The organism is Kribbella sp. NBC_01505 (assembly GCF_045040285.1).
Lineage (GTDB): Bacteria > Actinomycetota > Actinomycetes > Propionibacteriales > Kribbellaceae > Kribbella.
The window spans coordinates 1,188,944-1,215,671 of record NZ_CP109425.1 but is presented as its reverse complement, the minus strand read 5'-3'; the positions used below and the strand labels follow the sequence as shown (position 1 = coordinate 1,215,671).

Annotated in this window: 25 protein-coding genes; 7 read left to right on the top strand and 18 right to left on the bottom strand. The window is 68.9% G+C overall.

Annotated features, from left to right (window positions below; translation table 11 throughout):
• Position 1: 1 nt before the first annotated feature.
• Positions 2-1,225 (bottom strand): MFS transporter, encoded by a 1,224-nt coding sequence (locus OG474_RS05425; protein WP_405061081.1) that lies wholly within the window; start codon positions 1,223-1,225, stop codon positions 2-4.
• A gap of 220 nt (positions 1,226-1,445) precedes the next feature.
• Here OG474_RS05425 and OG474_RS05420 point away from each other — a divergent pair, with 220 nt between their 5' ends.
• From OG474_RS05420 to OG474_RS05410, 3 genes are all read left to right on the top strand, one after another.
• Entirely contained in the window at positions 1,446-1,871 is a 426-nt protein-coding gene (locus tag OG474_RS05420) for a CBS domain-containing protein (RefSeq protein WP_405061080.1), read from the top strand.
• 56 nt (positions 1,872-1,927) lie between these two features.
• Positions 1,928-2,674 carry a DUF4190 domain-containing protein gene (locus tag OG474_RS05415; protein WP_405061079.1) on the top strand — a complete coding sequence of 249 codons (747 nt, stop codon included), beginning with the start codon at positions 1,928-1,930 and terminating at the stop codon, positions 2,672-2,674.
• 113 nt (positions 2,675-2,787) lie between these two features.
• Complete coding sequence (locus tag OG474_RS05410; protein WP_405061078.1) at positions 2,788-3,573, top strand: DUF4190 domain-containing protein; 786 nt, start codon at positions 2,788-2,790, stop codon at positions 3,571-3,573.
• Between the two features lies 1 nt (position 3,574).
• On the opposite strand, the gene OG474_RS05405 is transcribed toward OG474_RS05410, so the two are convergent.
• From OG474_RS05405 to hisN, 4 genes are read right to left on the bottom strand one after another with little or no spacing between them, the layout of a single operon-like run.
• On the bottom strand, positions 3,575-3,913 hold the full coding sequence (locus tag OG474_RS05405; protein WP_405061077.1) for a hypothetical protein: 339 nt from the start codon (positions 3,911-3,913) through the stop codon (positions 3,575-3,577).
• Between the two features lie 10 nt (positions 3,914-3,923).
• A complete protein-coding gene (locus OG474_RS05400; protein WP_405061076.1) occupies positions 3,924-5,273 on the bottom strand; it encodes a M16 family metallopeptidase in 1,350 nt (449 codons plus the stop codon).
• The gene (locus tag OG474_RS05395; RefSeq protein WP_405061075.1) at positions 5,270-6,547 is read right to left on the bottom strand and encodes a M16 family metallopeptidase; all 1,278 of its coding nucleotides are present in this window, start codon (positions 6,545-6,547) and stop codon (positions 5,270-5,272) included. Before OG474_RS05395 ends, OG474_RS05400 begins: the two co-directional genes overlap by 4 nt.
• A 17-nt stretch (positions 6,548-6,564) precedes the next feature.
• Complete coding sequence (gene hisN / locus OG474_RS05390; RefSeq protein ID WP_405061074.1) at positions 6,565-7,344, bottom strand: histidinol-phosphatase; 780 nt, start codon at positions 7,342-7,344, stop codon at positions 6,565-6,567.
• 126 nt (positions 7,345-7,470) lie between these two features.
• Here hisN and OG474_RS05385 point away from each other — a divergent pair, with 126 nt between their 5' ends.
• The gene (locus OG474_RS05385) at positions 7,471-7,962 is read left to right on the top strand and encodes a DUF2231 domain-containing protein (protein ID WP_405061073.1); all 492 of its coding nucleotides are present in this window, start codon (positions 7,471-7,473) and stop codon (positions 7,960-7,962) included.
• Here the strand turns inward: OG474_RS05385 and rsgA are convergent.
• Genes rsgA through OG474_RS05360 form a run of 5 tightly spaced genes read right to left on the bottom strand, consistent with a single transcriptional unit; the run spans position 7,955 to position 12,909 of the window.
• Positions 7,955-8,950, bottom strand: coding sequence for a ribosome small subunit-dependent GTPase A (rsgA, locus tag OG474_RS05380; protein WP_405061072.1), 996 nt, complete (start codon positions 8,948-8,950; stop codon positions 7,955-7,957). The genes OG474_RS05385 and rsgA overlap by 8 nt on opposite strands.
• On the bottom strand, positions 8,950-10,221 hold the full coding sequence (aroA, locus tag OG474_RS05375) for a 3-phosphoshikimate 1-carboxyvinyltransferase (protein ID WP_405061071.1): 1,272 nt from the start codon (positions 10,219-10,221) through the stop codon (positions 8,950-8,952). Before aroA ends, rsgA begins: the two co-directional genes overlap by 1 nt.
• Positions 10,222-10,269: 48 nt before the next feature.
• Entirely contained in the window at positions 10,270-11,541 is a 1,272-nt protein-coding gene (locus OG474_RS05370; protein ID WP_405061070.1) for a hypothetical protein, read from the bottom strand.
• 26 nt (positions 11,542-11,567) lie between these two features.
• On the bottom strand, positions 11,568-12,146 hold the full coding sequence (locus OG474_RS05365) for a DoxX family protein (RefSeq protein WP_405061069.1): 579 nt from the start codon (positions 12,144-12,146) through the stop codon (positions 11,568-11,570).
• A gap of 52 nt (positions 12,147-12,198) precedes the next feature.
• Positions 12,199-12,909 carry a DsbA family protein gene (locus tag OG474_RS05360; RefSeq protein ID WP_405061068.1) on the bottom strand — a complete coding sequence of 237 codons (711 nt, stop codon included), beginning with the start codon at positions 12,907-12,909 and terminating at the stop codon, positions 12,199-12,201.
• Positions 12,910-12,967: 58 nt separating this feature from the next.
• On the opposite strand from OG474_RS05360, the gene OG474_RS05355 reads away from it, so the two are divergent.
• Positions 12,968-13,831: an aminoglycoside phosphotransferase family protein gene (locus OG474_RS05355; protein ID WP_405061067.1), complete on the top strand. Its 864-nt coding sequence runs from the start codon at positions 12,968-12,970 to the stop codon at positions 13,829-13,831.
• A gap of 25 nt (positions 13,832-13,856) precedes the next feature.
• Here the strand turns inward: OG474_RS05355 and OG474_RS05350 are convergent, their stop codons facing one another.
• The 7 genes from OG474_RS05350 to OG474_RS05320 all read right to left on the bottom strand — a co-directional run bounded on the left by OG474_RS05350 (position 13,857) and on the right by OG474_RS05320 (position 24,080).
• A complete protein-coding gene (locus OG474_RS05350; RefSeq protein ID WP_405061066.1) occupies positions 13,857-14,636 on the bottom strand; it encodes an alpha/beta hydrolase in 780 nt (259 codons plus the stop codon).
• Complete coding sequence (locus OG474_RS05345) at positions 14,636-15,352, bottom strand: alpha/beta hydrolase (RefSeq protein ID WP_405061065.1); 717 nt, start codon at positions 15,350-15,352, stop codon at positions 14,636-14,638. The genes OG474_RS05350 and OG474_RS05345 overlap by 1 nt, the downstream gene beginning before the upstream one ends.
• Before the next feature lie 126 nt (positions 15,353-15,478).
• The gene (locus OG474_RS05340; RefSeq protein ID WP_405061064.1) at positions 15,479-18,148 is read right to left on the bottom strand and encodes an ATP-binding protein; all 2,670 of its coding nucleotides are present in this window, start codon (positions 18,146-18,148) and stop codon (positions 15,479-15,481) included.
• Positions 18,149-18,184: 36 nt separating this feature from the next.
• Complete coding sequence (locus OG474_RS05335) at positions 18,185-19,456, bottom strand: ArgE/DapE family deacylase (RefSeq protein WP_405061063.1); 1,272 nt, start codon at positions 19,454-19,456, stop codon at positions 18,185-18,187.
• Entirely contained in the window at positions 19,449-20,309 is an 861-nt protein-coding gene (locus OG474_RS05330; protein ID WP_405061062.1) for a phosphotransferase family protein, read from the bottom strand. The genes OG474_RS05335 and OG474_RS05330 overlap by 8 nt, the downstream gene beginning before the upstream one ends.
• Positions 20,310-20,314: 5 nt before the next feature.
• Positions 20,315-21,604, bottom strand: a complete 1,290-nt coding sequence (aspS, locus tag OG474_RS05325) for an aspartate--tRNA(Asn) ligase (RefSeq protein WP_405061061.1) — start codon at positions 21,602-21,604, stop codon at positions 20,315-20,317.
• Between the two features lie 250 nt (positions 21,605-21,854).
• Entirely contained in the window at positions 21,855-24,080 is a 2,226-nt protein-coding gene (locus tag OG474_RS05320) for a sigma-70 family RNA polymerase sigma factor (protein WP_405061060.1), read from the bottom strand.
• Positions 24,081-24,542: 462 nt separating this feature from the next.
• Between OG474_RS05320 and OG474_RS05315 the strand changes: the two genes are divergently transcribed.
• Together OG474_RS05315 and OG474_RS05310 are read left to right on the top strand one after the other, a co-directional pair.
• Complete coding sequence (locus OG474_RS05315) at positions 24,543-25,214, top strand: hypothetical protein (RefSeq protein WP_405061059.1); 672 nt, start codon at positions 24,543-24,545, stop codon at positions 25,212-25,214.
• Positions 25,215-25,348: 134 nt separating this feature from the next.
• Positions 25,349-26,140 carry an SOS response-associated peptidase gene (locus OG474_RS05310; RefSeq protein ID WP_405061058.1) on the top strand — a complete coding sequence of 264 codons (792 nt, stop codon included), beginning with the start codon at positions 25,349-25,351 and terminating at the stop codon, positions 26,138-26,140.
• On the opposite strand, the gene OG474_RS05305 is transcribed toward OG474_RS05310, so the two are convergent.
• Entirely contained in the window at positions 26,137-26,724 is a 588-nt protein-coding gene (locus tag OG474_RS05305; protein WP_405061057.1) for a helix-turn-helix transcriptional regulator, read from the bottom strand. The two genes, OG474_RS05310 and OG474_RS05305, sit on opposite strands and share 4 nt — an antisense overlap.
• Between the last annotated feature and the right edge of the window lie 4 nt (positions 26,725-26,728).

Genomic DNA, 26,728 nt, shown 5'->3' with positions numbered 1-26,728 from the left:
GTCAGCCTACTGGTGCGTGGTCCAGCCGGCGCAGCTTCCAGATCGACGGTACGACGAGGGTGCCGACGATGATCAGCACGTACAGCGTCACGCCGTACAGCTCGACGGCCTTTACGGAGAGGGCGGCGGCGAGGTAGCCGACGGTCAGCTGGCCGATCGGGAGGGCGATGAACGAGCCGAGCATGTCGTACGACGAGACGCGGGACAGCTTGTCGAGGGGGACGTGCTGGCCGAGCGCGGTCTCCCAGCCGATGCCGAAGATCTCGAAGCCGAGGCCCATCACGAATGCCGCGACCGCCACCGTGATCGCCTGCGGGAAGAGCGCCAGGCAGAGGATGATCGGTGCCCCGAGCAACATTCCGGCCATGCCGGCGCGGAGTGGGTAGCGCGGTTTGAGGCGGAGCATCAGGAGCCCGCCGGCGACCAGGCCGGCACCGAAGCAGGCGCTCACGACGCCCCAGGCGGTGCGGCCGAAGGTGTTGTCGGCGATCACCGGGCCGAGGGTTGTGTAGCAGGCGGTGAAGATGACGTTGAGCAGGCCGAACGCGAGCACGACGACCCACACCCACTGCCGCGAGGCGAACTCGCTCCAGCCCTCGCGAAGGTCGGTGAACATCGAGGACGTCCGGCGCGGGACCGGTGGCAGCTTCAGCCGCGAGATCAACGCTCCGCCGAGCAGGAAGGTCGCGGCGTCGACGGCCAGCCCGACGCCTGGACCGGTCAGTCCGACGATGACGCCGGCGACCGCACCGCCGCCGATCAGCGCTGCCGAGCGCGCGAAGCCGGAGATCGCGGTTGCCTGCGGGAGGTCGGCCTTGTCGATGATCGAGGGGAGGACGCCGGTCATCGCCGGCGTCACGAAGGCGGCGGCAGCGCCGTTGACCGCCTCGATCGCGGCCAGCTGCCAGATGCTCGCGTGACCGGACAGCACCAGCACGGCCGCCAGAGCCTGGGTCAGGCCGCTGAGTGTGTTGGCCACGAGGATGACGAGGTGGCGGGGCAGGCGGTCGGAGATCACGCCGCCGACCAGCAGGAAGATGATGTTCGGGATGCTCCGGGCCGCGAGCACCGTGCCGACCGCGCTCGCCGAGTGCGAGATGTCCAGCACCGCGAACGCGAGGGCCACCGGCGCGATCGCCGAGCCGAGCATGGACACGAACCGTGCGGAGATGAAGAGCCGTACATCCCGATGCCTCAGTACGCCGAGGTCCTGCCGCAAGCCCATCGATCTCCCCTCGCCGGTACCAAACTTCACGATCTTAGGGATGTATCGATCGAAACGCCTCTGGATTATCGGCGGATCGTTGCCGTCGGCACCTCGTGAAGAAGTTCACAACAGCGGGTGACATCGTCGTCACCCAGTGTTTCTGAGATGAGACCTGCCGCGTCAGTGGTCTTTTCGCTACCTTGGGGTATTGGTCCCCCCTCGATCTGCAGGAGGCTCCGTGAAGATCAACGACGTACTGCGCGGCAAGGGTAACGAGGTCGTCACCATCTCGCCGCAGGCCACCGTCACCGAACTCCTTGCCCTGCTGGCCGAGCACAACATCGGCGCGGTAGTGGTGAGCGCGGACGGTTCCGCGGTGGACGGCATCGTCTCCGAGCGTGACATCGTCCGGCTCTGGAACGGCACGCCGGACGCCGGCGACGTCCGGGTCAGCGCGATCATGACCGCCGAGGTCCACACCGGTACGCCGGAGGACCTGATCGACAACATGATGCGGCTGATGACCGACCGCCGGATCCGGCACGTGCCGATCGTCGTCGACGGTGCCCTGACCGGCCTGGTCAGCATCGGTGACGTGGTCAAGTCGCGGATCGGCGAGCTGGAGTTCGAGAAGGAACAGCTGTCCAACTACATCTCCAGTTAATACCGGTCAGCCGGCATCGGGGAGAAACGTCGGTCCGGGGGTTTACAGTCCCGAGCATGAGTGAGACTCCGCCCCCGGCCGGGCCCCCCGGCGGGCAACCGCCCCAGCCCGGCCAGCCGCGGTACGGCGGCCAACCGCCGTACGGAGGACAACCGCCGTACGGCGCACCGGGGCCGGCGGCGTACGGGATGCCGCCGATGCGGCCGGTCCCGGCCGGGTATCAGGGGTCGCCGCGGGGCACCAACGGGTTGGCGATCGCGTCGCTGCTCTTCGGCATCGTCGGCGGGGTGCCGCTCAGCGCCATCTTCGGCTTCGTCGCGCTGAACCAGATCAAGACCCGCAACGAGGGCGGCAAGGGGCTCGCGACCGCCGGTCTCGTGCTCTCGGGAGCGTGGCTCGCGCTGTTCGGCATCGCGATCGCGATCGGGATCGTCGCCGACGGCGAGCCGGAGCGGGACTCCTCGGGGCAGGTGACCACGACGACGAACGTGAGGCCGTCCAAGCTGAAGGTGGGCGACTGTGTCGAGAGCGTCCAGGACAACGTCGAGGTCCGGGGCATGAAGCTGGTGCCGTGCAGCGGGCCGAACGGCGGCGAGGTCTACGCGGCGTTCGAGTTGCCGGCCGGCGCGTGGCCGGGCATGCCGGCGGTCCAGGACACCGTCGGGAAGGAGTGCAGCGCCCGGTGGGACGCGCTGAACCGGACGGTGGACAAGCCCTCCGACCTCTTCGTGCTGGGCCCGGTCGAGGCCAGTTGGCGGCGCGGCGACCGTGGCGCGAGCTGCCTGCTGATCCCGAGCAAGTAGCTCAGCCGGCGCGGTGGTGGTGAGCGCGGAGCAGCTGTCCAACTACATCTCCAGTTAATACCGGTCAGGCGATAGTTCCGGAGAACGTCGGTCCGGGGGTTTACAGTCCGAGCATGAGTGAGACTCCACCCCCGGCCGGTCCTCCCGGCGGGCAGCCGCCCCAGCCCGGACAACCCCAGCCCGGACAACCGCAGTACGGAGGACAGCCGCCGTACGGGGGTCAGCCCCAGTACGGAAGCCAGCCTCAGTACGGCGCACCGCCACCGGGGCCGGCGCCGTACGGGATGCCGCCGATCCAAACCGTGCCTCCGGCGCAGTACCAGGGGCCGCCGCAGGGCACCAACGGGTTCGCGATCGCGTCGCTGATCTTCGGCATCATCGGCGGGGTGCTGCTCGGCGCGATCTTCGGTTTCGTCGCGCTGAGCCAGATCAAGAAGCGCAACCAAGGCGGCAGGGGACTCGCGATCGCCGGTCTGGTGCTGTCCGGGTGCTGGCTCCTGCTGTTGGGTGTGGGCGTGGTGGCGGCGATCCTGAGCGACGACGAGCCGGATCGGGACGCTTCCGGACAGGTGACCGCGACGACGAACGTGGAGCCGACCAAGCTGAAGGTGGGCGACTGCGTCGAGAGCGTTCAGGAGGACAAGGAGGTCCGGGGCATGAAGCTGGTGCCCTGCAGCGGACCGAACGGCGGCGAGGTGTATGCCGCGTTCGAGCTTCCGGCCGGGAAGTGGCCGGGGCTGCCGGCGGTTCAGGACGCCGTCGAGAAGGAGTGCACCACTCGGTGGGACGCCTTGAACCGGAAGCTGGACGAGTCGTCCAGCATCTTCCTGCTGTCGCCGGTCGAGAGCAGTTGGAGCTTCGACCGGCACGCGAGCTGCCTGGTGGTCCCGACCAAGTAGCTCAGACTGCCACGAACATGGTCAGCATGAGTACGAGGAAGAGCAGGCCGGCGGCGATCAGCGCCGTACCGATGATGCCGAGGATGCGGCCGGCCTGCGCCATGCCGCGGTTGCTGTAGACGCCGGGCGCCGCGTCGATCTCGGCCAGCGACTGGCTGCCGAGCCACCAGACGACCGGCGACAGGAAGAGCAGCCCGGTGCAGAGGGCGATCGCTCCCAGGACGACCGCGACGGTCGCCTGGGAGTTTTCCTGAAGGATGCCGTACGCCGGCTGCTGCGGGGAGCCGGGCTGGACCGGGTAGAAGGTGTGCGTCCGGTCGGTGGCGTCGGTGTACGACATCCGTGGCTCCTCAGGTCAGGTCGATCAGGTCCCCCAGCCCGAGCTCGGTGAGCTGCGGCCGGACTTCCTTGGCTTCCCCTACGACGACGACGAGCAGCCCGTTGGTTCCCACGAACTCCCGGTACGCCGCGGTGGCCCGCTCGGCCGTGGTCGCGGCGATCCGCTGCATGTAGGTGTCGGCGAAGTCGATCGGGACGCCGTTGGCGATGTTGCTGCCGACCTGCTGGATGATCGAGTCCGCCTGCTCGTAGCGCAGCGGTGCGGTCAGAGTGAGGCTGTCTTTGGCCTCCTGGACCTCCTGCTCGGTCAGCCCGTCGCGGGCGTCGCGCAGGATCCGCAGTGCGTCACCGATCGCCGCACCGGTCACCTCGGTGCGGACAGCGCCGCCCAGAGTGAACGTGCCGCCCTTGCGCGGTGCCGAGAAGCTACTGCGCGTGCCGTAGGTGTAGCCCTTCTCCTCGCGCAGCACAGTGTCCACGCGGGAGGTGATCGTGCCACCGACCACGTGGTTCGCCACGGCTGCAGGGCCCCAGGCAGCGCTGCGCCTGTCCGGACCGGCGCAGCCGATCACCAGCTGGCTCTGCACCGAACCCGGGCGGTCGACCAGCACCAGGCGGTCGCCCGGCAGGTACAGCGGCTCCGGAGTCTCCAGTGCGGGGCCGACCTCGGCCCGCCAGTCGCCGAACGCGTCGTCGACGATCGCGGCCACGTCCACACCGGTCGCGTCGCCGGCGAACAGGATCTGCGCCCGCGCCGGACCGATGTTGCTGCGGTAGAACTCGGCGACCTGGACGTTCGTCAGCGGGCGGATGGTGTCCGGCGTCCCCGCGGTCGGCCGGGACCGGCGCGTCGACGCGTCGAACAGGTGCGCGGCGAAGGCCTCGCGGGCCCGGTAGCCGGCATTCGCCTTCTCCTGGTTGATCTCGCCGAGCCGGATCGTCACGTGCCGCCCGACGTCGGCGACGTTGAACGCGGGCCGGGTGACCGCCTCGGCCAGCAGCTTCACGGCCGGTGCGAGGTGCGAGACCGGGACCGAGATCTCGACGTGCAACGCGTCCGAGCTGACGTCGACGCCGTACGCCGCGCCGTGCCGCTCGAGAGCCGCTGCGAAGTCGTTGGCCGAGTGCAGCTCGGTGCCTTCGTCGAGGGTGCGGGACATGATCGTCGCGACACCCTCGAGCTCACGCGGCTCCGAGAACAGCGGCATGGCGATGGTGACGCGGACAGTAGCGACGTACTGGCCCGGGCGGTCGAAGATGTGCACCGGTGTCCCGGCGCTGGTCGTCGTGGCCGTCGACTCGGGGAACTTCCACGGGCCCGGCGGGCTGACCGGCGGGGGAGTGGTCAAGATCTGGTTCATGCTTCCTCCTCCGTACGGCGGTAGGTGACCTGGGCGCGACCGGCTGCGCGGATCCACTCGCGCGCCGCCGCCTGGACCTGCTCGGCCGTGACCGCGCGGACCTGGTCGATCCGGGTGTTGATCCGGTTCGGGTCGCCGAACAGGAGTGCATGGTGCGAGATCTCGTCAGCGCGGCCCGCGCAGGTCGACAGCTGCTCCAGCCAGTCCCGCTCGGCCTGAGCCTGGACGGTGGCCAGCTCGTCGGCGGTGATGCCGCTCTCGGCCAGCTTCTCGACCTCTTCGAGCAGTGCGTCCTCGACCAGCTGCAGCTCCACGCCATCCGACGCGATCCCGGTCAGCGTGCCGAAGGAGACGCCACCGACCAGCGGCAGCGCGCCACCGGAGACGGACTGGGCGATCTGCTCATCCCGAACCAGTCGCCGGTTCAGCCTGCCGCTCTGACCCGCAGCCAGTACGTCGAGTGCCAGCCCGGCCGCATCGAGCTCCGGAGTCCCGTCCGGAGGCAGCCGGAACATCATCGTGATCAGGTCGGACGGCACGTCTTCCCGTACGTCGTCGCGCAGCACCTCGGTGAGCGGCCCGATCGTGCCGTCCGGGGCGGGCGGCGGGGTCGGGATCGCCTGCAGGTGGCCGAAGTACCGCTTGGCGGCGTCGAAGGCGTCCTCGACGGACACGTCACCGACGATCGTCAGGACCGCGTTGTTCGGGCCGTAGTACTTGCGGAAGAACGCGTGCACGTCCTCCAGCGAGGCCGCGTCCAGGTCGGCCATCGAGCCGATCGTCATGTGCGCGTACGGGTGGTTCTCGGGGAAGAGCAGCCGGACCAGTCGCTCGTACGAGTCGCCGTACGGGCGGTTGTCGTAGCTCTGCCGCTTCTCCTCCTTCACCACGTCGCGCTGGTTGTCCAGGTTCTCGAGGGTGAGCGCGTCGAGCAGATAGCCCATCCGGTCGGCCTCCAGCCACAGGGCCAGATCCAGGCCGCCGCTCGGCAGCGACTCGAAGTAGTTGGTGCGGTCGAAGAAGGTGCTCGCGTTCAGGCTGCCGCCCACCGTCTCCAGCAGGCTGAAGTGCTGGCCGGACTGGACGTTGCGCGACCCCTGGAACATCAGGTGCTCGAACAGGTGCGCGAACCCGGTCAGACCGGGTGGTTCGTGACGCGAACCCACGTCGTACCAAAGGTTGACCGCGACGATCGGAACGGCGCGGTCGGAACTGACCACGACCCGCAGGCCGTTGTCGAGCGTCTGCTCAGCAAGGGGGTAGTTCAAGGGCATGCGGCCACCCTACGTGGTCACGCTAGGCGCTTCAGTACCTCATCGTGCAGTCGGCCGTTCGTGGCCAGCGCGTTCGGGCCGTTCGGGCCCGGAGTGCCGTCGACCGAGGTGAACTTGCCCCCGGCCTCCTCGACGACGATCGACAGCGCGGCCATGTCCCACAGGTTCAGCTCGGGCTCGGCGGCGATGTCGACCGCGCCCTCGGCGACCAGCATGTACGACCAGAAGTCGCCGTACGCGCGGGTCCGCCAGCAGTCATCCATCAGGCTGGTCCACTGGTCTTTCTTGTCGAGCTTGTCCCAGCCCTTGACCGAGGAGTAGGACAGCGAGGCGTCCTCGATCCGGCTCACGTCGCTGACCCGGCATGGCTGTGAGGAGTGCAGCGAGCGGCCGGTCCAGGCGCCGTCGCCGTACGACGCCCACCAGCGCCGGCCGAGTGACGGAGCGGAGACCACTCCGACGACGACCTGGTCCTCGATCATCAGACTGATCAGTGTGGCCCAGACGGGGACGCCCCGGATGTAGTTCTTGGTGCCGTCGATCGGGTCGACGACCCAGCGGCGCGCACCCCAACCGCTGGTGCCCTCCTCCTCACCGACGAACGCGTCCCGCGGACGCGCCCGGGAGAGCGTCTTGCGCATCACATCCTCGACCTTCTTGTCCGACTCGCTCACCGGCGTCAGATCAGGCTTGGTCGCCACGTGCAGGTCGAGTGCCTTGTAGCGGTCCATCGTGGTCGAATCAGCATCGTCGGCCAGGATGTGGGCGAGCCGCAGGTCATCCGTGTGCGAGGGCATAGCCGGAAGGCTAGCCGAATACCTTCCCCGCCCCACCGCCCCGGTCTTGCGGCGAGGTTGAACCGAATACGGGTTCAGATCGTGTGGAGTGGTACAGAACCGTACGACTGCCTTTGGAGGCGTCACATGTTCGAGCGCTTCGGGGATCTACCGCTCCACGTGCTGGTGATCCATGCCGCGGTGTTGGTGCTCCCGGTGTCCGCCCTGATCGCGATTGTCTTCGCCCTCGTACCGCGCTGGCGGTGGCTGCTGCGCTGGCCGGTGCTGCTGCTCGGGCTGGGCTCACTGGTGCTGGCGTATGTCGCCAAGGAGAGCGGTGAGGCTTTCGTTGCCGCAGTGCCGACTCTGCAGAAGGCGGTCGAGGTGCACCAGGAGCGTGGCGATCTGCTCTTCTGGTTCTGCCTGATCTTCGCCGTGGTCGCGGTAGCCGCGTTCGTGCTGCTCAGCGGTCCGTCTGCGCTGGCCAGCGGCAAGGGCGCCAAAGAGGGACGCGGTCGCCCACTCGAGCTGGTGACCAGCGCCGCGGTGGTGGTGATCGGCGTACTGGTGATCTACCAGACCATCCGCACCGGTGACGCCGGCGCGAAGGCGGTCTGGGACGGGCAGCTGCCTAAGTAGCTTCGGGGTCCTTCTGCTCGCGCCCTTCCCGGCTGGCGAAGAGGCGGCGGAACGACGTGACGCGGTCGGCGTCGGCGCGGCCTTCGGCGACCGCTTCGTCCAGCGCGCAGTCCGGCGCCAACTCGGTGTGCGTGCAGCCGCGCGGGCAGTCCACGGTGATGTCGGCCAGGTCCGGGAAGGCGTTGATGAGCTTCTCCGGCGAGACATGGGCCAGTCCGAACGAGCGGATGCCAGGCGTGTCGATGATCCAGCCGCCTTCGGGCAGCCGCAGTACGACGGTGTTCGTGGAGGTGTGCCGACCGCGGCCGGTGACGTCGTTGACGACACCGATGGCCCTGTTCGCCCCTTCGATGAGCCCGTTGACCAGAGTGGACTTGCCGACGCCGGAGTGACCGACCAGAACGCTGGTGCGGTCGTCCAGCTGCTCGCGGAGTGCGTCCAGGTCGCCACCTTGCTGGGTGGCGACGGACTCGACCCCGAGTGGGCGGTAGATGTCCAGCAGCGGTGTGGGGTCGGCCAGGTCGGTCTTGGTGAGACAGAGCAGCGGTCGCATGCCGGCGTCGTACGCGGCGACCAGGAAGCGGTCGATCAGGCCGGTGCGGGGCTCCGGGTTCGCTACGGCGACCACGATGACCAGTTGGTCCGCGTTCGCGACCAGCGGGCGCTCCACCGGGTCGTCGTCATCGGCCGAGCGGCGCAGGAGCGTCGTACGGGGGACTACCTCGACGATGCGGGCCAGTGTGCCTTCGTCACCGGTGGCGTTGCCGTCGAGCTTCACCTGGTCGCCGACGATCACTCCGGTCCGGCCGAGCTGGCGGGCCTTCATCGCGGTGACCTGCCGACCGTCGACCCAGCACGTGTAGCGGCCACGGTCCCGCGTGGTCACGAAGCCGATCACGGCGTCGTCGTACGCGGGACGGTCCTTGGTCCGCGGCCGGGTCCGGCGCTTGGGCCGGTCGTACTTGGCCTCCTCGTCGTACCGCGACATCAGCTGACGAGCCCCGACCAGAGCTCGGGGAACTCCGGCAAGGTCTTCGCCGTGGTCCCGATGTTCTCGATCAGCAGCCCGTCGACGAGCAGCCCGACCACAGCGGCCGCGTGCGCCATCCGGTGGTCGTGGTACGTCGCGAACAGCCCGCCCTGCAACGGCTTCGGGCGGATCTCCAGCCCGTCCGCCGTCTGGGTGACGTCACCGCCCAGTGCGTTGAACTCGTGCTCCAGTGCGGCCAGCCGGTCGGTCTCGTGGTTGCGCAGGTGCGCGATACCCCGCAGCCACGACGGTCCGTCCGCGAAGGCGGCGACTGCCGCGATGACTGGGCTGAGCTCGCCTACCGCGCTCAGGTCGAGGTCACAGCCGTTGACGCGACCAGTGCCGCGCACTGTGAGCCCGTCCGCGGTCTGAGTGACCTCTGCGCCGAAGCGGGTGAAGATGTCGGGCAGCTGACCACCGGGCTGCGTGGTGTGCTCCGGCCAGCCGGTCACGGTCACCTCGCCGCCGGTCAGCACGGCCGCGGCCAGGAACGGCGCTGCGTTCGACAGGTCGGGCTCGATCGCGGTGTCCAGCGCGCGAATGGGGCCGGGGGCAACCACCCAGCGGTTCGGCTCGGAGTCGTCGACCTGGACGCCGCGCTCGCGCAGCATCGCCACCGACATGTCCAGGTGCGGCTGCGACGGCACCGGCTTGCCGTCGTGACGGATGTCCACGCCCTCGTCGTACCGGGCGCCGGCCAGCAGCAGTGCGGAGACGAACTGGCTCGACCCGGAGGCATCCAGCGTGACCGTGCCGCCACGGACCGATCCGGTGCCGGACACGGAGTACGGCATCCGGCCGGTGCCACCGTCCTCGATCTGCACGCCCAGGGCGCGCAGCGCATCGAGGATCACACCCATCGGGCGCTCCCGGGCGTACTCGTCGCCGTCGAACTCGACCACACCGTCAGCCAGCGCGGCCACCGGCGGGACGAAGCGCATCACCGTGCCGGCCAGGCCACAGTCCACACTCGCCGGGCCCTTGAGCGAGCCGGGAGTGACGGTGACGGTGGAGCCGTTGTCGGCGATGCCGACGCCCAGTGACGTGAGCGCCGTCCGCATCAAAGTGGTGTCACGCGCGGCGAGCAGGCCCGTCAGGTGTGACGGGCCGTCCGCGATCGCTGCGAGGATGAGTGCGCGGTTGCTGATCGACTTCGACCCCGGCACCGTGATCCGGCCGCTGACCGGCCCTTCGGCCCGCGGTGCCGCCCAGCCCTGCTCCTGACTCATCCCACTCCCTACGCTCGTTTCCGACCCCTTGAGCCTAGGGCATCGCGCTTACTGGGCCTTCCAGCCTTCCGGGAGGGTGATGGTGAGCGTGTTCGGGCTGTTGCCGAACTTCGGCACCGGCAGCGTGGTCGGGTAGCTGTAGTTGACCACCTGGATGGTGTCCCGCTTCATCGCCGGCTCACCGTTCTGTGCGGGGGTGTCGATCCCGCTCTCGAACGCGGCGACCGGCAGCAGGGTGGCAGGGTCCAGGTAGTAGACCATGTGGATGCCCTCGGTCAGGTTGAACGGGTTCGACCACTTCCACTCCACCGGATCGGCGCCGGCCTCGCGCAGCGCCCACATCAGGATCGCCGAGCCGTAGTAGTTGTCGTCGGCCCGCGTGATCGGCTTGAAGTCGACGACCTGGCGGACGAAGGTCTTCCCGCCCGCGGTCAGCAGCGTCGGCTGCGCGGGGTTCACGAAGCCCTTGCTGTCCCGGAGGTAGGCGATCACCTTGTCCGCCTGCTCGGCGCTCAGCCCGGTGGACACGATGCCGTCACCGCCGCCCTGGTAGGGCATCTTCTGGCAGGCGAGATCGTCGAACGTGCTCCGCTGCCAGTCCTTGCTGTAGTTCGACCAGACCATCGGCTTCGGGTCGCCGGTGCAGACGCTGTTCGTCGGCTTCTGGTCTGCCCGGCCGTCGAGGATGGTTTGGGCGTAGTAGTACTTCTTGGTCTGCCGGTCGACCGCCATGTCCGTGATCGACCAGAGCGGCTCACCCGTGGCGAACTTCTGCGGGTCGCCGAACACCGAGGTTTTGAGCCGGCCGATCGGAGTGGTCATCTGGCGCTTCATGACGCTCTCGTGGAACGCCTGCGGGTTCACCTCGCTCAGCGCCTGCGCCGTGACCGGCTGACCGGGCTCGATGATCTTGGCGTCCTTGGGCGGTGCACCTTTCGCAGTGCCGCCGTCGTCGGAGCCGGTGTTCTTCCAGATCACCACGCCGCCGATGCCGAGCACCAGCAGGAGCGCCACGGCTCCCGCGACGAGCAGGAGCAGCGTGCGGCTCTTCTTCGGCGGTGGCTGCTGCTGGTAGAAGCCCTGCGGCCCGCTCGGGTACGACGGTTGCCCGCCGGGGTACTGCTGTTGCGGCGGGTAGGGCTGCTGCTGCGGACCGCCGTACGGCGGCTGTCCCGGCTGCGGCATCGGTTGGCCCGGCTGCTGCTGGGCCTGCGGACCGGGGTACGGCTGTTGCTGCGGCGGCGCAGGTGGCTGCTGCGTCACGGGCTGCCAGGCGCGCCCGTCCCACCACCACTTGCCGTCGTCACTGTAAGTGGGCACGGCCTCCAGCGTAGGGCCGAGTCAGGTCAGCCGAGGTGTAGCTCGGCCCGCGCGAGTCGCGCCGCGGCCTTCGCGTCGCGGGCCAGCTGGCGGGCCTCGCGCTTGGCCGCCTTGGCGCCACGCTTGGTCTCCCGCTTGGCAGCCTTGGCGCCGTGGCCGGCCCGCCAGGCGACGCCCGGCTTGCCCTCGGTGTCGACGGCGGCGAGCAGCAGACCGCCCATCAGGCCCAGGTTCTTCATGAACTGGATCCGCTGCTGGGCCTTGGCAGACTTGTCGTCCTCCTGCCAGAACGCGTGCCCGGCCAGCGTGGTCGGCACCAGCGTCGCCGCCAGCAGCGTCGCGCCGAGCCGACGGCCCTTGCCGGTGGCCAGTGCGAGGCCGCCGAGCACCTGGGCGGCGCCGTTCAGCCGGATCAGGTTGACGGTCGTCTCCGGGATCCGGTCGCCGATCTGGGCCGGTGCGGCCTTCTTCAGCACCGGCACCAGCCGGTCGGTCACGGGCTGCGCCTTCGACACCAACGGCTCGGGGTTGCGGACCGAGTTCGCACCCTGGACGACGAAAATGACGGACAGCAACGGCCTGGCCAGTGCACGCACGACAGTCATGCCTCCTTCATACACCACGTGTTGAGGTGTTCCCGGTACCCAGGCCCAACCGTCAGATCGGGCAGCCGTCCGGACCGCAGGTGGCATCGTCGGCGGCAGCACCGGGTGCAGTGATGAGCGTCACCGGCTTGCGGTCCGCGTTCGCCCGCCGCAGGGCTTCTCCGAAGACCTCTGCCGGCTGAGCGCCGCTCACGCCGTACTTCTCGTCGATGACGAAGAACGGCACGCCGTTCGCGCCGTACGCGAGGGCTTGTGCCTGGTCGGCGGCCACGTCGTCGGCGTACTCGGTCCCGGCCAGCACCTCGGCCACCCGGTCGGCGGGGAGGCCGACCTCTGTTGCCAGGGCGGTCAGAGTGGTGTGGTCACCGACGGGGAGACCGTCGGTGAAGTATGCCTTCAGCAACCGTTCCTTCAGCCGGCTCTGGATGTCCAAGCCGTACTCGAGAGCCAGGTGCAGCAGCCGGTGCGCATCCACGGTGTTGACCGACTTCGCCTGGTCCAGGTGGTACTCCAGACCGAGCTCCGCGGCCACCTCCGTCACGTGCTCGTTGGCCTGCACGCCCCAGGCACGGTCACGGCCGTACTTCTCGCCCAGCCGCGTCGGCAGGTCCCGCGGGTCGTCATTCGTGGAGGACGGGTCCAGCTGGAAGCTGTGCCAGACAATCTCGGCCCGGTCGCCACTCGTCGCCAGCGCCTCTTCCAGGCGCCGCTTGCCGATGTAGCACCACGGACACACGACATCGGACCAGACATCAATACGCATACCTCGGAGAACCTGTCCTGGTCCGAACCCATTCCCCGTGTGACGCGTCTGACGCCGCATGGAGATCACTGAAGACCTCGTCCGGCACCTGCTCCGCGACCAGCACCCGGACCTGGCCGAGCTGGAGCTGCGCGAGGTCATCGGCGGCTGGGGCAATCAGATGTGGCGCCTCGGGGAGGAGTTGGCCGTCCGGATGCCCCGTCAGCAGCGTGCGTCGGAGCTGCAGGAAGTCGAGTACCGGTGGCTCCCGACTCTGGCTGAACGGCTCCCACTACCAGTACCGACCCCGGTACGGCGAGGTGCGCCATCGGAGCGGTTCCCGAACCCGTGGCTGATCACCCAGTGGGTGCCCGGTGAACCGGCAGACCGGGAGTTCATCACGGCGGACGAGTCGGGCACCACGCTGGCGCAGTTCCTGCTCGCACTGCACCAGCCCGCGCCGGCCGACGTACCGGCGAGCAATCGGACCGGACCGCTGCAGCTGAGCGACATCGACCACTTCTTCGACACCGTGGCACCCGGCGACGCCGTACGCGAGATCTGGGCAGACGCCGTGGCAGCGTCGGCTTGGGACGGGCCGCCGGTCGTGGTGCACACGGATCTGCACCCGGCGAACATCGTGGTCGCAGGGGGTCGGCTGGCTGGGGTGATCGACTTCGAGGACCTGGGGAGCGGTGACCCGGCCATCGACCTCTCCGCAGCGTGGGTGCTGTTGCCGGATGCTGCCGCCAAGCGGTTCTTCGCGGCCTATCCGATGGATGACGCGACCTTCCGGCGGGCCAGAGGCCACGCTGCGATGAAGGCGCTGTTCGTGCTGGCTATGGCAGTCGCGGGAGACAAGGGCCTGCCCGGTGGGAAGCCGACCTGGCGGGCCGCGGGAGAGCTGGCTATGCAACGCGTCGTCGGCCGGCCCACCCAGTGAGGGGTGGACCGGCCGACAGGTGACTTCAGCGAGCGGCTTGCTCGATGGTGTGGGTGACCAGCGACGGCTCCGACAGCATCACCAGGTGCGAGGCTCCAGGCGCCTGGACGATCTTCGCTCCGGCCCGCTTGGCCATGAACTGCTCGGCCGCCGGGGCGATGGCCCGGTCCTTGCCCGGAAGGACGGCGTACTTCGGCAGTCCGGCCGGTGCGCTCTTCAGGACGGTCTCGGTGAAGACCCCTGCCGAGACCGGTCGCTGCGACGAGGCCAGTACGGCGGCCTGGCGGCTGGGCAGGTCGGCGGCGAAGACCCAGCGGAACGCATCCGGCTTCATGACCAGGTCCACGCCACCTGGGTAGCTGATGGTGCTCGTGGTGTCCGGACCGATCTCGCTACCGGGGAACTGCGAGTTCAGCGCGCCGATGGTCTCACCGGCCTGCGGGATGAACGCAGCGACGTAGACCAGCGACTTCACATCGGCTGTTCCGGCGAGCTCGGTGATCAGAGCGCCGCCGTACGAGTGTCCGACCAGCACCTTCGGGCCGGGGATGCCGGCCAGGACGCCCTCGAGGTAGGAGGTGTCAGTGGCGATGGTTCGCAGCGGTACGGCGGGTGAGACGACGGTGTACCCGTCCCGCTGCAGCTTCTTGGTGACCTCGGACCAGCTGTTCGCGTCGGCGAACGCACCGTGAACGAGGACGATGGTGGGCTTGGGCTTCGGCTGGTGTGTCGCGGCGGCTGAGGTGGCCCCGGTGACGGTCAGCAGGACAGTGGCGACGGCTGCGGTGAGGCTACGGATGCGCATTACTTCGCACCACCCTCGACTGCGGTCGCAATGAAGGCCGCAACGGCCTTGGGCTGTGAGACGGCGACGGCGTGCGAGCCGTCGACCTCGATCGTCGTGGCCTTGGCACGAGCTCCCATGGTGCGCTGGCCCTCGGGGTGGATGGCCTCGTCGGCACTGCCGATCAGCTGGTAGACCGGCAGCCGCGTCCAGCTCGCCGGACCGGACTTCTCCTCGAACGCCGCGGCGGCGATCGGCCGCTGCGTGCGGGCCAGCAGGTCGTACTCGGCGACGTCGGCCGCGAAGAGGTGCTGGAACTTGGCCGGGTCGATGCTGAGGAAGGTCTCCTCGCCACCGTCGCCGGTCGGCAGCTGGTGCGGCACCAGTCCGGTGCCGAAGTCGTTGGCGGGGAAGCTGCCGAGCAGGTCCTGCAGGCTTTCGCCCTCATCCGGGATGAAGGCCGAGACGTAGACGAGGGCGGTCACGTTGTCGGCCGCGTTCGCGACGTTGGTGATCACCGCGCCGCCGTACGAGTGCCCGACCAGGACGACCGGGCCGTCGATCTCCCGGACCTGAGCAGCGATCCGGCTCCCGTCGTACTGGGGGCCGTGCAGCTCGTTGGACAGCGCCACCGCCGGGATGCCGCGGCTGGTGAGCTCGGCGATCACGCCGGTCCAGGACGAGTTCTCGGCGAACGCTCCGTGCACCAGGACGACGGTGGGGGTCTTGTCGGTCATCTGTCTCGTACTCCTTCAGTAGGTGATGACTGAAGGTTGCCGTGTGCGGGTGGTCCGGCGGATCAACCGATCAACTGAACTTCGGAGGGTCGACCTAATGCTTTCGGGTAACACTGCACCCAAAACTCATGTGTTCGGGGGAGGGGCGAACCGCTCCAGGACCAGACGGGTCAGTTGGACCCGCGAATTGACCTCGAGCTTGCTGAAGACCGACCGCAGATGCGTACCGACCGTGCTGGCCGAGACGACCAGCTCTTCCGCGGCAGACCGGTTGGTGTGCCCCTCCGCCACCAGCAGAGCGACGCGGCGCTCCATCGGGGTGAGCGCCTCCCACCCAGCCTCAGCACGAGCCGGTACGGCGGCCCACCGCCGCCGCCGTACTCCGGCCGACTGAAGCACCGCCTGGATCCGCGCGGCCGGTGCGGTTGCTCCGAGGGTGGTGAGCGTTTCCAGCACCTGCTCCAGTACGGCGACGCCGGTCGCGCGGTCGCCGTACTCCAGCTCGGCTCGGCCGTAGCGGTCGTCGGCCTGAGCGGACAGCAGCGGTCGGTCCACGCCACGCAGCTGCTCGGCCGCCGTGGCTAGCCGCTTCAGATCAGTACCGGCCGCCACCAGCTCACGTGCACCGAGAGCGGCCTCGCAAGGACTCGCTGCAACCTGTGCTGCCAGCAGGTCCTCAGCGTCGGCTTGCACCAGGATGCTGATCCGTTCTGGAAACCCATGCGGTACGTCGCGGAGCCGGGTGCGCGCTTTTGCATCGCCGTCGGTCATTGCGAGCAGAGCGTTGACGGTCGGGTCGGTGCCGGCGTGCTCCCGGGCCTTGGTGGGGTGGTTCCGCAGCAGTGCGATCAGTGCAAGCACCTGCTGCGCGACCGGAACCAGAGTGGTCTCGTGGAGGTCCTTCATCCACCGCACGCCGTTTCTGGCCTCCTCCTCGGCTGCGTCGAGGTCGCCGGCCGCGTACTCGAGCCGGGCGTGCAGAACACTCAGGTGGGCAGCGGACTGCCAGTCACCGGCGGTCATCAGCTCGCGGCTACGCTTTAGCGCGCTGGGGAGCTCGTCGGTCTCGGCACGGCAGTAGAGCTCGCCTACCTCCAGCAGGGTGTCGGAGAGGCTGCCAAGGTCTGTGGCTGTTTCGCGAGCCCCGACGTAGTAGTCGCGAGCCGTGGCATAGCGGCCCTCGTCCCGAGCAGTGATGGCGGCAGCTACTAGGACGACCGCCCGGGCGACCGGGTCGGTCAGGCGGTGGAGCAGGTCTGTCGGTGCGACCTCCTCCGGGGCGAGCAGAGTTCGGTAGGCCGTGAGGCGCTCGGTCAGGTGTGCGGCTGCGCCCGGTGCGAAGAGGTCCTGCCGCTCCAGACTGCCGGTGATCCACTGCCGCGGTGCCAGCAGTAGACGGATCGACGCACGCAGGTCCGGAGTGACCGGTCCGTGGTAGAGCGCCGTACCGCCCAGCAGGTCATCGGCGAAGGCCTTGGCCCGGTCGTACTGGAACGCGGCGACCAGGACGGTGACCACGTCGATGCCAACCTCGGCGCGCAGCGGGTCGTCTACAGCGGTCAGGTCGAACGCATGCTGGATGACCTCGGCAGCGGTGGTCGACATGGAGGGCAGCAGTTCGTGCGCAGCCTGACGCAGAACGGCGACGGCCTTCGTGTCGCCCTGCTGCGCGACGGCCAGCACATGCGGTGCGGCGGCGGCCGCGCCGCGACCAGCAGCGATCAGCTGAGTGGCGATGGCACCGTGCAGCGCACGCTGAGCCGACAGCGGCACGTCGGCCAGCGTTGCCGACCGCAGTAGTTCGTGCCGGAACCGCAGCGTGGCCCCGGCGTCCATCAGCAGCCCAGCCTGGATCGCCTCGTCCAGTGGGGCCGCCAGCTTGGCCACCGGCTCGGCCAGAAGCGCAGCCGTATCCTCGAGCCGGAACTCGCTACCGAAGACCGCAGCCGTCCGCACCAGCGTCCGGGCGACCTCTGACAGCCCAGCACTACGTCGTCGGACGCCCTCGATGAGTCCTGGTGCCAGTGGACCGGTGGGAAGGCCCACGGCGAGCAGCGGGCCGACTGGGCCACCACCACTGGCTGGCTCGGCGTTGGCGGCGGCGTTCAGATAGAGGCCGGCGATCAGCTGCTCGGCCAGAAACGGACTGCCCTGAACGTCGGCCAGCTGGCTAGCGAGATCGGCCGCTACCGGACCACCGAGCCGGTCCTTGGCTATGTCCTGGATCGCCTCCGCGCTGAGCGGTCCCAGCTCGATGAGCTGCACCGGGACCTGGGTGCGAACCGCGTTGACCAGCTGGTCGGCCACTCCGCCGGGAGCGGGCCTCGTGGCGACCAGCCACAACAGTTGGTGTCCGGAGAGCCGAGCGATCATGACCCGCAGCGCGAAGGCGCTCAGCGGGTCCGACCACTGCGCGTCGTCCAGCACGATCAGTGCCTTCGTCCCGTCCAGCCGACGCCCCACAAAGTCAGCCAGCCGCTCAGCCAGCCACAACGGCTGGGCGTTGAGCGTCGCCAGCTCCATGAAGTGCTCAGTGTCGATCAGCGGCTCGCGCCCAGCCCGCAACGCCGGCGCCAGCGACGAGAGCGGACTGATGTCATCCGTCTGCTGCGCCGTAGCCAGCGCAACCAGAAAACCCTGCCGCTCGGCCTGCTCGACCGCCGCAGCAACCAGCGCCGACTTCCCCAGCCCCGGCTCACCGGTCACAACCGCCAGCGACGCCGTACCGGCCTCAGCTGCCCGCAACGCCTCAATCAGCCGCCCGAGCTCCTCCGAACGCCCGCGCAACGGCTCCATGGTGCGTTTCTACCACCCCTCTGCTCAAAGGAGCGGTTAGAGGCAGCGGCGGAGGGCTAGGAGGGCGTAGGTGCGGGTGGCGTGCAGGACTTCGGTGAGGCGGACGTGTTCGTCGGAGGCGTGGGCGTAGCGGACGTCGCCGGGGCCGTACTGGAGGGTGGGGATGCCTGCGGCCGAGTACTGGCGCAGGTCGGATCCGTAGGGGGCACCGTTGACCGGTGGAGTTGCGGTGCCGGCGTCGGTGGCTGCTCGGAGGGTGTCTGGGAGCAGAGGGTCGTTGTCGGGGAGCAGACCGGAGGCGAACTCGCCGCCGGGCCAACTGACGATGACCGGGTGGTCGCGGAGCCAGTCGTCCTTGGCGCAGGCTTCCGCGACGGTGGCCTCGAACGCGCTCCGGGCTGCGTCGACGGACTCGCCGAGGCGGACGCCGTACCGGCCCTCGGCGATCAGTAGGTCGGGGACGGTGCTCGCCCAGTCGCCGGACTGGATGGTGCCGACGGACAGTGGGTTGGCTAGGTCGAGGTGGGCGAGTAGCGGGTGCGGATCACGGTTGCGCTCCGCTTCCAGCGCCTGCAGGGCGGTCTGGAGCACGGTGAACTTCTCGATCGCGCTCACGCCGCGAGTGCGCGTTGAGCCGTGCGTGGCGAGGCCGGGGACCTCCAGCCGGAAGGTGAGCGAGCCGGCGTTCGCAGGAATGACTGCACCCGCGGTCGGCTCGGCAATCAGGCAGGCCTCACCGGTGTGCCCTCGCTGCAGGGTTGCGAACGCACCGGCGCCACCGTCCTCCTCACCGAACACGGTGTGCACCGCCAGCGGCTTCCGCAGCTCCACACCGGCCGCAGCGATCGCCGCCACCGCACCGAGGATCGCCGCGACGCCGCCCTTCATGTCACACGTGCCACGGCCCCACATCACGCCGTTCTCAACCAGGGCCGAGAACGGATCGCGGTTGGGCCACTGCGCAAGGTCACCCGGCGGTACGACGTCGATGTGGCCGTTCAGGATGAGTCCCGGCGTACCGTCGCCGCCCAGGACGCCAACGCAGCCCCAGGCACGCTCCCGCTCGACCTCCCAGCCCGGAAACGCCGCATCAGCGGTCAGCGCAGGCAGGTCCACCTCCCAGTGGTCAACCGCCAGCCCCAGTGCCCCGAGCCGCTCGGCACACCAAGCCTGTACGTCGCCCTCGGCCGGAGTGCCGTCCACACTCGGGATCTGCACCAGCTCGCGCAGCTCCGCGACCACTCGCTCGTCGTCAACAGCGGCCAGGACGCTCTGCTCAACCTCACTCAGCATGCGCTCATCATGCATCGAGCAATTCGAGCACGCGCCGCGCGCCCACGGCCACCAGCTCCTCCGAGCCTGGGTAGAGAGTCGCGGCGAACTCAGCGATGGTCACGTACGCCGTGGCCGCGCAGATAGCGACTGTCGCCCGGCCACCCGCTAGCAACGCGGCCTCCAGGAACAGCTCGTCGATCCCTGGCGGCGCTCCGTCTCGCGCGGCCGAGGTGGCGAGGGAGACGAGATCGTAGGCCCGCGACCCTGCCCCGGCCGACTCGATGTCGATGATCCCCGTGACCTGTCCGTCCGCGACGAGCAGATTGCCGAGGTTCAGATCGCCGTGCACGAGGTCATCACTCGGCAGTACGGCGTCGCGGTACCGCCGGCAGAGTGCGTCATACCGATCGACGAGCTCGGTCACCTCACCGCCGTACGCGTGCACGCGCTCGTGCACTCCGTCCCAGCCGTCGAAGACGACACCATGGGCATAGCCTGACCAGTTCACGCGGTCCTCGGGCACGAGATCGCGCTGCAGCTCGCAGATCGCGATCAGCTGGCGCGCGAGCGGCTCGTCGACCAGCGATCCGCCGCGGACCGGCGTACCGGCCACGAATTCCTGAAGCTGGTAAGGCGATCCGGCCGCGGTCGTGCCGACGGCCAGCCACTCCGGAGTGGGGTAGCCGACGGCCCGGGCACGGCGGACTAGTTCGGCCGCCTGCCGGACCCTGGGCGCCCAGTCCGGTCTGTCCGTCCACTTCAGTACGACGCCGTCGGTCAGCTCGAAGGCGCCGGACTGGAGACCACCGGTCAGCCGTCGCACGAGCTGATAATCGGTGCCTAGGGCAACGTTCAGCTCGGCGACGACCGACTCGGTGGTGTCCATGTCGTTTACGGCGTCAATCGGTGCAGGTCGCGGGGGAACAGCGTGACCTCGCGGACGTTCTCGGCCCCGGTCAGGCGCGCCACGAAGCGCTCGAGACCGATCGCGAAACCGCCGTGCGGGGGCATGCCGTGTTTGAACGCCTGCAGATACGAGCTGTACGCCGGTGCGTCCGCCGACTCGCCACGAGCGGCCAGTGCGGCGGCGTACTCGCTGTACCGGTGCAGGCGCTGGCCACCAGTGACCAGCTCGACGCCCCGGAACAGCAGGTCGAACGAGTTGGACCAGCGTGGGTCCGACGGCTGCGAGTGGGTGTAGAACGGCCGCTTCACCATCGGATAGCCCTCTACAGCAACGAATGCGCTGCCATGCTCGCGCAGTGCCCACTCACCGATCGCACGCTCGTCGGCTGGTGCAAGGTCCGGCTCCTCCGGGTTCGCACCGGCCAGCTTGAGTGCCTCGGTGAAGTGCAGGACGGGGACGTCCTCCGGAATCTCCGGTAGCTCCACTCCGAGCCGCTCCAGCGCAGCAGACGCTCGCTCGCCCACCGTCGACAGCATGGTGGACAGGACAGAACGCAGTACGGCGAGAACGTCGCGGTGGTCCTGGATGAACCCGAACTCCGCGTCGAGCGACACGTACTCAGCCAGGTGCCGCACAGTGTCGTGTGGCTCGGCCCGGAAGACCGGACCGACCTCGTAGACCCGCTCGAACACTCCAACCATCGTCTGCTTGTAGAACTGCGGCGACTGCGCCAGATACGCCGGTCCGCCGAAGTAGTCCAGCGCAAACACGTTGGCGCCGGACTCGGTCGCCGTACCGACGATCTTGGGCGTCTGGATCTCTGTGAAGCCCTGACTGTCCAGAGCCGCGCGGAAACCGTGCAGCGCCGCCGCAGCGATCTCCCAGCCAGCTCGCACCGCAGGATGCCGCAGTGCGATCGGTGCGTTGTCCAGTACGACGGGCAGTCCGGCTCCGACGGTGGGTCGCCAGAGCTCGATCGGTGGTGTCGCGGCCGGTTCGGTGAGCGGCTCGATCACCGGGTCGACCAGCTCCGCACCACCGGGTGCCTGTGGGTTCGCGGCGACCGTACCGGTCACCTGAACCACTGTCTCCTCGCCGACTTGGTCCAGCTGGGCTTGGGTTTCCGGTGCCTTCACGACGATCTGGCTGAGGCCGGACCGGTCGCGCAGGATCAGGAAACTGACGGCCGCCAGCCGTCGTCTTCGGTGCACCCAGCCGGCCACCGTCACGGTCTGGCCTACTGCTGAGGGGATCTCTTGGTTGAGAATTCGCATCACTGTTTCACCTCCAGGTCTGTACTCGAACCCCGGAGGTGTGGGCGAAGGGGAATCTCGCGGTGCCACCACACCTTCACCGGATCGGATCGACCCGGCCTCTTGCCGTTCATTCGCTCAGGAGTGTCTTCACGACCGCTCCACGTGCCGCCTTCACAGCTACCGGCGACTCTCTCGGACGTGGCGTACGGCGCTACTCGGTTCCGTCAGCGCGAACAATTTCCAGAATAGGGCACCGGGCAACCAGATTTCAGCGGCTGCCGGATGACGGTGGGATCTGGACGGCATCGGTGTCTTCGCGGCCGCCGACGCGGGCGTGGACGGTGATCGTGTTCGGGGTGCCCTTGCCCGGCCAGGCCGTCCACTCGGAGTTGAACGGCTTGCGGTAGTTGTCGGTCCAGCAGGTCGCCTTCCGCACGTCGGTCGAGCGGGAGCACGTCCAGCCGGACTCCTGGGCGTTCAGGAACAACAGGTTCCTGCCCCAGGAGATGTCGAGGACGACGCGGCGATCCGTGACGCCGTTGACCTTGAGGAAGCGGTTGTAGACGAACGGGTTCGGATCGTCGTGCGGCGTCGGAGTGAGGATCTGCAGCAGCGACTCGTCGTTGCGCACTCCGGTGAGGGTCTCGGAGTCCACGTCACTGACCAGCCCGGCCGTGGCGCTCACAGTGAACGTGCGAGCGGTCGCCGAACCACCCTCAGGCACGTTGAACGTGGCGGGCAGCGGTAGCGGCTTCAGGGGAGTGAGCGACGTACAGGTCTTGGTAGCGGACGAGCACTTCCAGCCCAGCGGGCTCTTGGCGATCGGCCAGCTCAGGCTGGAGCCATAGCTGATCTTGAGCGTCACGGCGGTGCGCTCCAGGCCCGGAGCCACGGTCAGCACCCGGTGGTGGACGTCTGCGTCGGCGGGGCCGTTGAGGATCTTGAGCAGGTTCTCGTCGGTGCGCGGCGGGGCTTCCAGCGTGCGCGAGTCGTCGTCGTAGAACCGGCCGGTCTTGGCGGACACGGTGAACGTGCGGTCCGGCACCGACCCACTGGTCGGTGTCGCGAACGACACCGTCATCGGCTCCGGCTTGGCGGAGTTGGTCGCCGTACATTCGCCGGCGGCCTTGTCACAGGTCCAGCCGCGCGGGTTGCCACTGAGCGGCCAGGCCAAGGACTTGCCGTACTTGAGCCCGATCACCACTGGCTCCAGGTTGCCGGCCGGAGTCTTGATGGTGATCACGAAGCTCATCCCACCGGCCGCCTCGGCCATGGCCACGGGGGCGCTGCCACCACCGGCGATCCGCTTGGCCGGCGGGATGCTGATCGTCAGCAGGCCCTCGTCCAGTACAGGCGTCGTCGGCACGGGCGGAGTCGGAGTGGTCGGTGTGGGGGTCGTCGGCTGCGTGGTCGGAGCTGTGGTCGGCGCCGTCGTGGGAGGTTTGGTCGGTGCGGTCGTCGGCTTCACCGGCGGCTGCGTCGGAGGCTTGACCGGGGGCACTGTCGGCGGCTTCGCCGGAGGCTGGGTCGGGGCCGGTACGGACGGCTTGTCGATCGCGGCCGGGGGAGAGTCGTTGCCGGTCAGCGCCATGGCAGCGACTACGGCGGCTACTGCGACGACCACGACCGCACCGGCGCCGACAGCGGTCCGGGTGCTGTTCTCCGTGGCCTTGCGCCACAGGGTGATGAAGACACCGGCCAGCCCGATCTTCGTGCCGGACGCCGCGGCCAGGTAGCCGAGACCCGCCGTACCGAGGAGGGCCGGAGCGAGCAGTGCCGGCAGCGCGCTGTTGACCTCGACCAGCTCGAGGTAGACCGCGGTGCACTTGGCGCAGTCGTCGAGGTGCTCGCGGACGTTGCGGTTCTCCCGCTTGGTCAGACCGCCGCGGACGTAGGCGCCCAGGCGCTCAGTAGTCCAGCGGCAGCGGTCACCGGCCACATCGGCCAGGTGCTGCTGCAGATACGCCTGCCGTAGGCCCTCACGAGCCCGGTAGGCCAGTGCGGAGACGCCGTTGGCGGTCAGCCCGAGCAGGGGAGCGATAGCGGCCGGCTTCTCACCCTCGACCTCGGTGTGCCACAGCACTGCCTGCCAGCGCTCCGGCAGGCTTGCGAACGCCTTGGCCGCCGCACCACTCTCGAAGCCGGTGACAGTCGGGTCGTCGAAGGTCTCCGGTTCACGCTCGTACGCCGCGATGTCGTCGGTGGTCTGCACCTTCTTACCGGACCGGATCCGGTCCACGTGCACTCGCCGTACCGTCGTGAGCAGGTAGGCGCGGAAGGAGATGTCCGGGCCACCGCCGCCGCGCAGGGCGTCCAGGACCTTGGCGAAGGCGTCACTGGCCAGGTCGTCGGCGTCCCCGGCCGGAACGAGCTGGCGAGCCATCCGCTCGGCCGCGTGGTGGTGCCGGCCGAACAGCTCGCCGTACGCCTCCAGGTCGCCGTTGCGAACGCGCGCTATCAGCTCCGCGTCGCTCGGCCCTTCCGGCGTCTCCATGTTTCCCCCGTGCTCTCGTTCACTGTACTGGCCGACGTTGTCACCGTCTGTCACATCGTTGCCGGAGACAAGGCTCCCACGAGAGACGGCGCGACGCACCTCTTTCTGACGCGGACTGTGCCTCTTTCCTGACGAGATGACCAGGCCGGAAGTTACGCGAAAAAACTTTTGGGAATCCGCGTCATGAACCCCGGCCCCGGCTGTCTCATCCCTGGAACGACGCTTCCGGCCACCCGGTCGGGAGACTGAAGGGACGCCTTGAGGAGGGCCATGTCACTGTTCGCGGACATCCGCCGACGGTTCGACCTGCGCCCGCCGAAGTCCCTCAACCTGGCGGGGTCGCCCGCCCGGAGTACGCCGGAGGCGTCGTCCCCTGATCTGGGGTCATCAGGTGAACCGCGCGGGAGGAGGGACCTGCACGGGGCACAACCGCACGGGGGAAATGCACCACATCACGGGGGCTTGGGTACCGATCACAGCGCCTATCTCGCGATTGCCGAGGCGTTACAGGACGGTGCCGACGTCGTGCCTGCGAGTGACGAGGTCGGCCGCCGATTGGCGGCCGACGGAGTCTCACTGCTCGAGGCACTCGATGGGCTGGGTGCGCTGTACCGCTCGATCGCCGGGGGCGAGCCGGCTTTCGCCGCGGTACGCGCACTCAGTTCCAGCTGGGCCGAGGCCTCGCTGATCTACCTCCACACGCTGTCCTGCGAGGACCCGCTGACCGGGCTGTCCAGCCTGGCGCACCTGCGGTCCCGCCTGGGAGAGCTCTACCGAGAGGCGGAGTTCCGTGGAACTTCCGTACCGCAGACCCACGCACTGGTGGTTGTCGAGCCGCTCAATCCCCCGGGCACGTCGCCGTTCGAGCGCGAACTCCGCCTCGTCGACGTCGCGGAGTGCCTGCGGATCGTCTTCTGCGGCGGTGACGTACTGGGCCGCGTCGGCTCACGCCGCGCGGCGGCGCTCGTCGGCCGCGACCCGAACCTGCCGGAACAGGTCGAGACGGTACGAGCCCTGATCACCCAGTGGCGGCTGGACACCGACGTACCGCAGCTGGCCCGCGTCTGGATCGAGGGACTCCCCGGTTCGGACGCCATGGCCGAGCGGGTGCTCGACGAACTGGCGCGCCCCTAGAACCCGCGTCCCGGCGCCGACAGGGGGGCGCCGGGACGCATCAGGCCGGCAGTGGATCGCCCATCACGGGGTGGGCGATCCACTGTCGCTTGTTGCTTCGCTGTTTTGTCGGGGGAGCTGTCTAGGCTGTTCGTATGTGCGGCAGGTATGCGTCATCACGGAATCCGTCCGATCTCGTCGAGGAGTTCGAGATCCAGGCGGGCAACGTCCGCGAGTCGGTCGAGGAGCTCGGGGAGAACTACAACGTCGCCCCGACCAACGAGGTGATCGCGGTCGTCGAGCGGAAGAACCGCGAGGTCCCCGACGAGACCATCCGCAAGCTCACCACGGTCAAGTGGGGGCTGGTGCCGTCCTGGGCCAAGGACACCTCGATCGGTTCGCGGCTGATCAACGCGCGGATGGAGACGGTCGCCGAGAAACCGGCCTTCAAGAAAGCCTTCGCCGTACGGCGGTGCATCCTGCCCGCGGACGGCTACTACGAGTGGTACACGGCCGAGGAGAAGAAGGACGGCAAGCCGGTCAAGCAGCCGTACTTCATCCATCCGGCCGACGGCGGCATCCTCGCGATGGCCGGCCTCTACGAGATCTGGCGCGACAAGACGGTCGCCGACGCCGAGTCCGACGAGGCCTGGCTCTGGACCTGCACGGTCCTCACCACCACGGCCACCGACGACCTCGGCCGCATCCACGACCGGATGCCGCTCCTCGTCGAGCGCGACCGGTACGACGCCTGGCTCGACCCACTGTCCTCGGACCCCGACGACCTCCTCAGCCTCCTGGTCCCAGCAGCCCCGGGCCGCCTCGAGGCCTACGCCGTCTCCACGGCCGTCGGCTCGGTCCGCAACAACGGCCCCCACCTGCTCGACCCGCTCCCGCCGGACGGCTCCCCGCCAGTAGGCGGCGAAGACGGTACGACGCTGTTCTAGCCGCGGGGCTCCAACGCTGCCAGCTGCCGGCGGAGCCAAGCGATCTCGGCTGTCGCCATGGTCTGCTGATAGTCGGTATCGATCAGGTGGACCGGGTCCAGCGGGTCCTCAAGTGCAGCGACCCGGGCGTCGGTCTCCGCGACGAACGCGGCAAGGTTCTGCTCGCTGGTGGCGAGCCTCTCCCGCAACGCCTCCACAGCGTCAGCGCGGGGGATCGCAGCCAGGAACGACAGTGCCGCCGGGAACTCCGGATACTCCCCGGCCGGGGTGCGCAGCATCTCGCGCACCCAGGCCGTGGACAGCTGCACGCCACGCTCGGTCGTACGGAACGTCGTACGTTCCGGGCGCTTGTCGTGCCTGACGGTCTCGTGGACCTCGATCAGGCCGCTGCGCTGGAGTCGTTGGATGGTCTGGTAGATCGCGTTGGGCTGGCTGACGTTGACCACGCGGTCCTTGTCCCACTCCACCAGGCGCTGCCGCAGCCCGTACGGATGCAGGGGTTCGGCAGCCAGCAGAAGCAGGACAGCCATCGCCAGGGGGGACCGGCGGACGGCCGTCCGGTCGTCCTCCAGCTGCCCAGTCATCAGG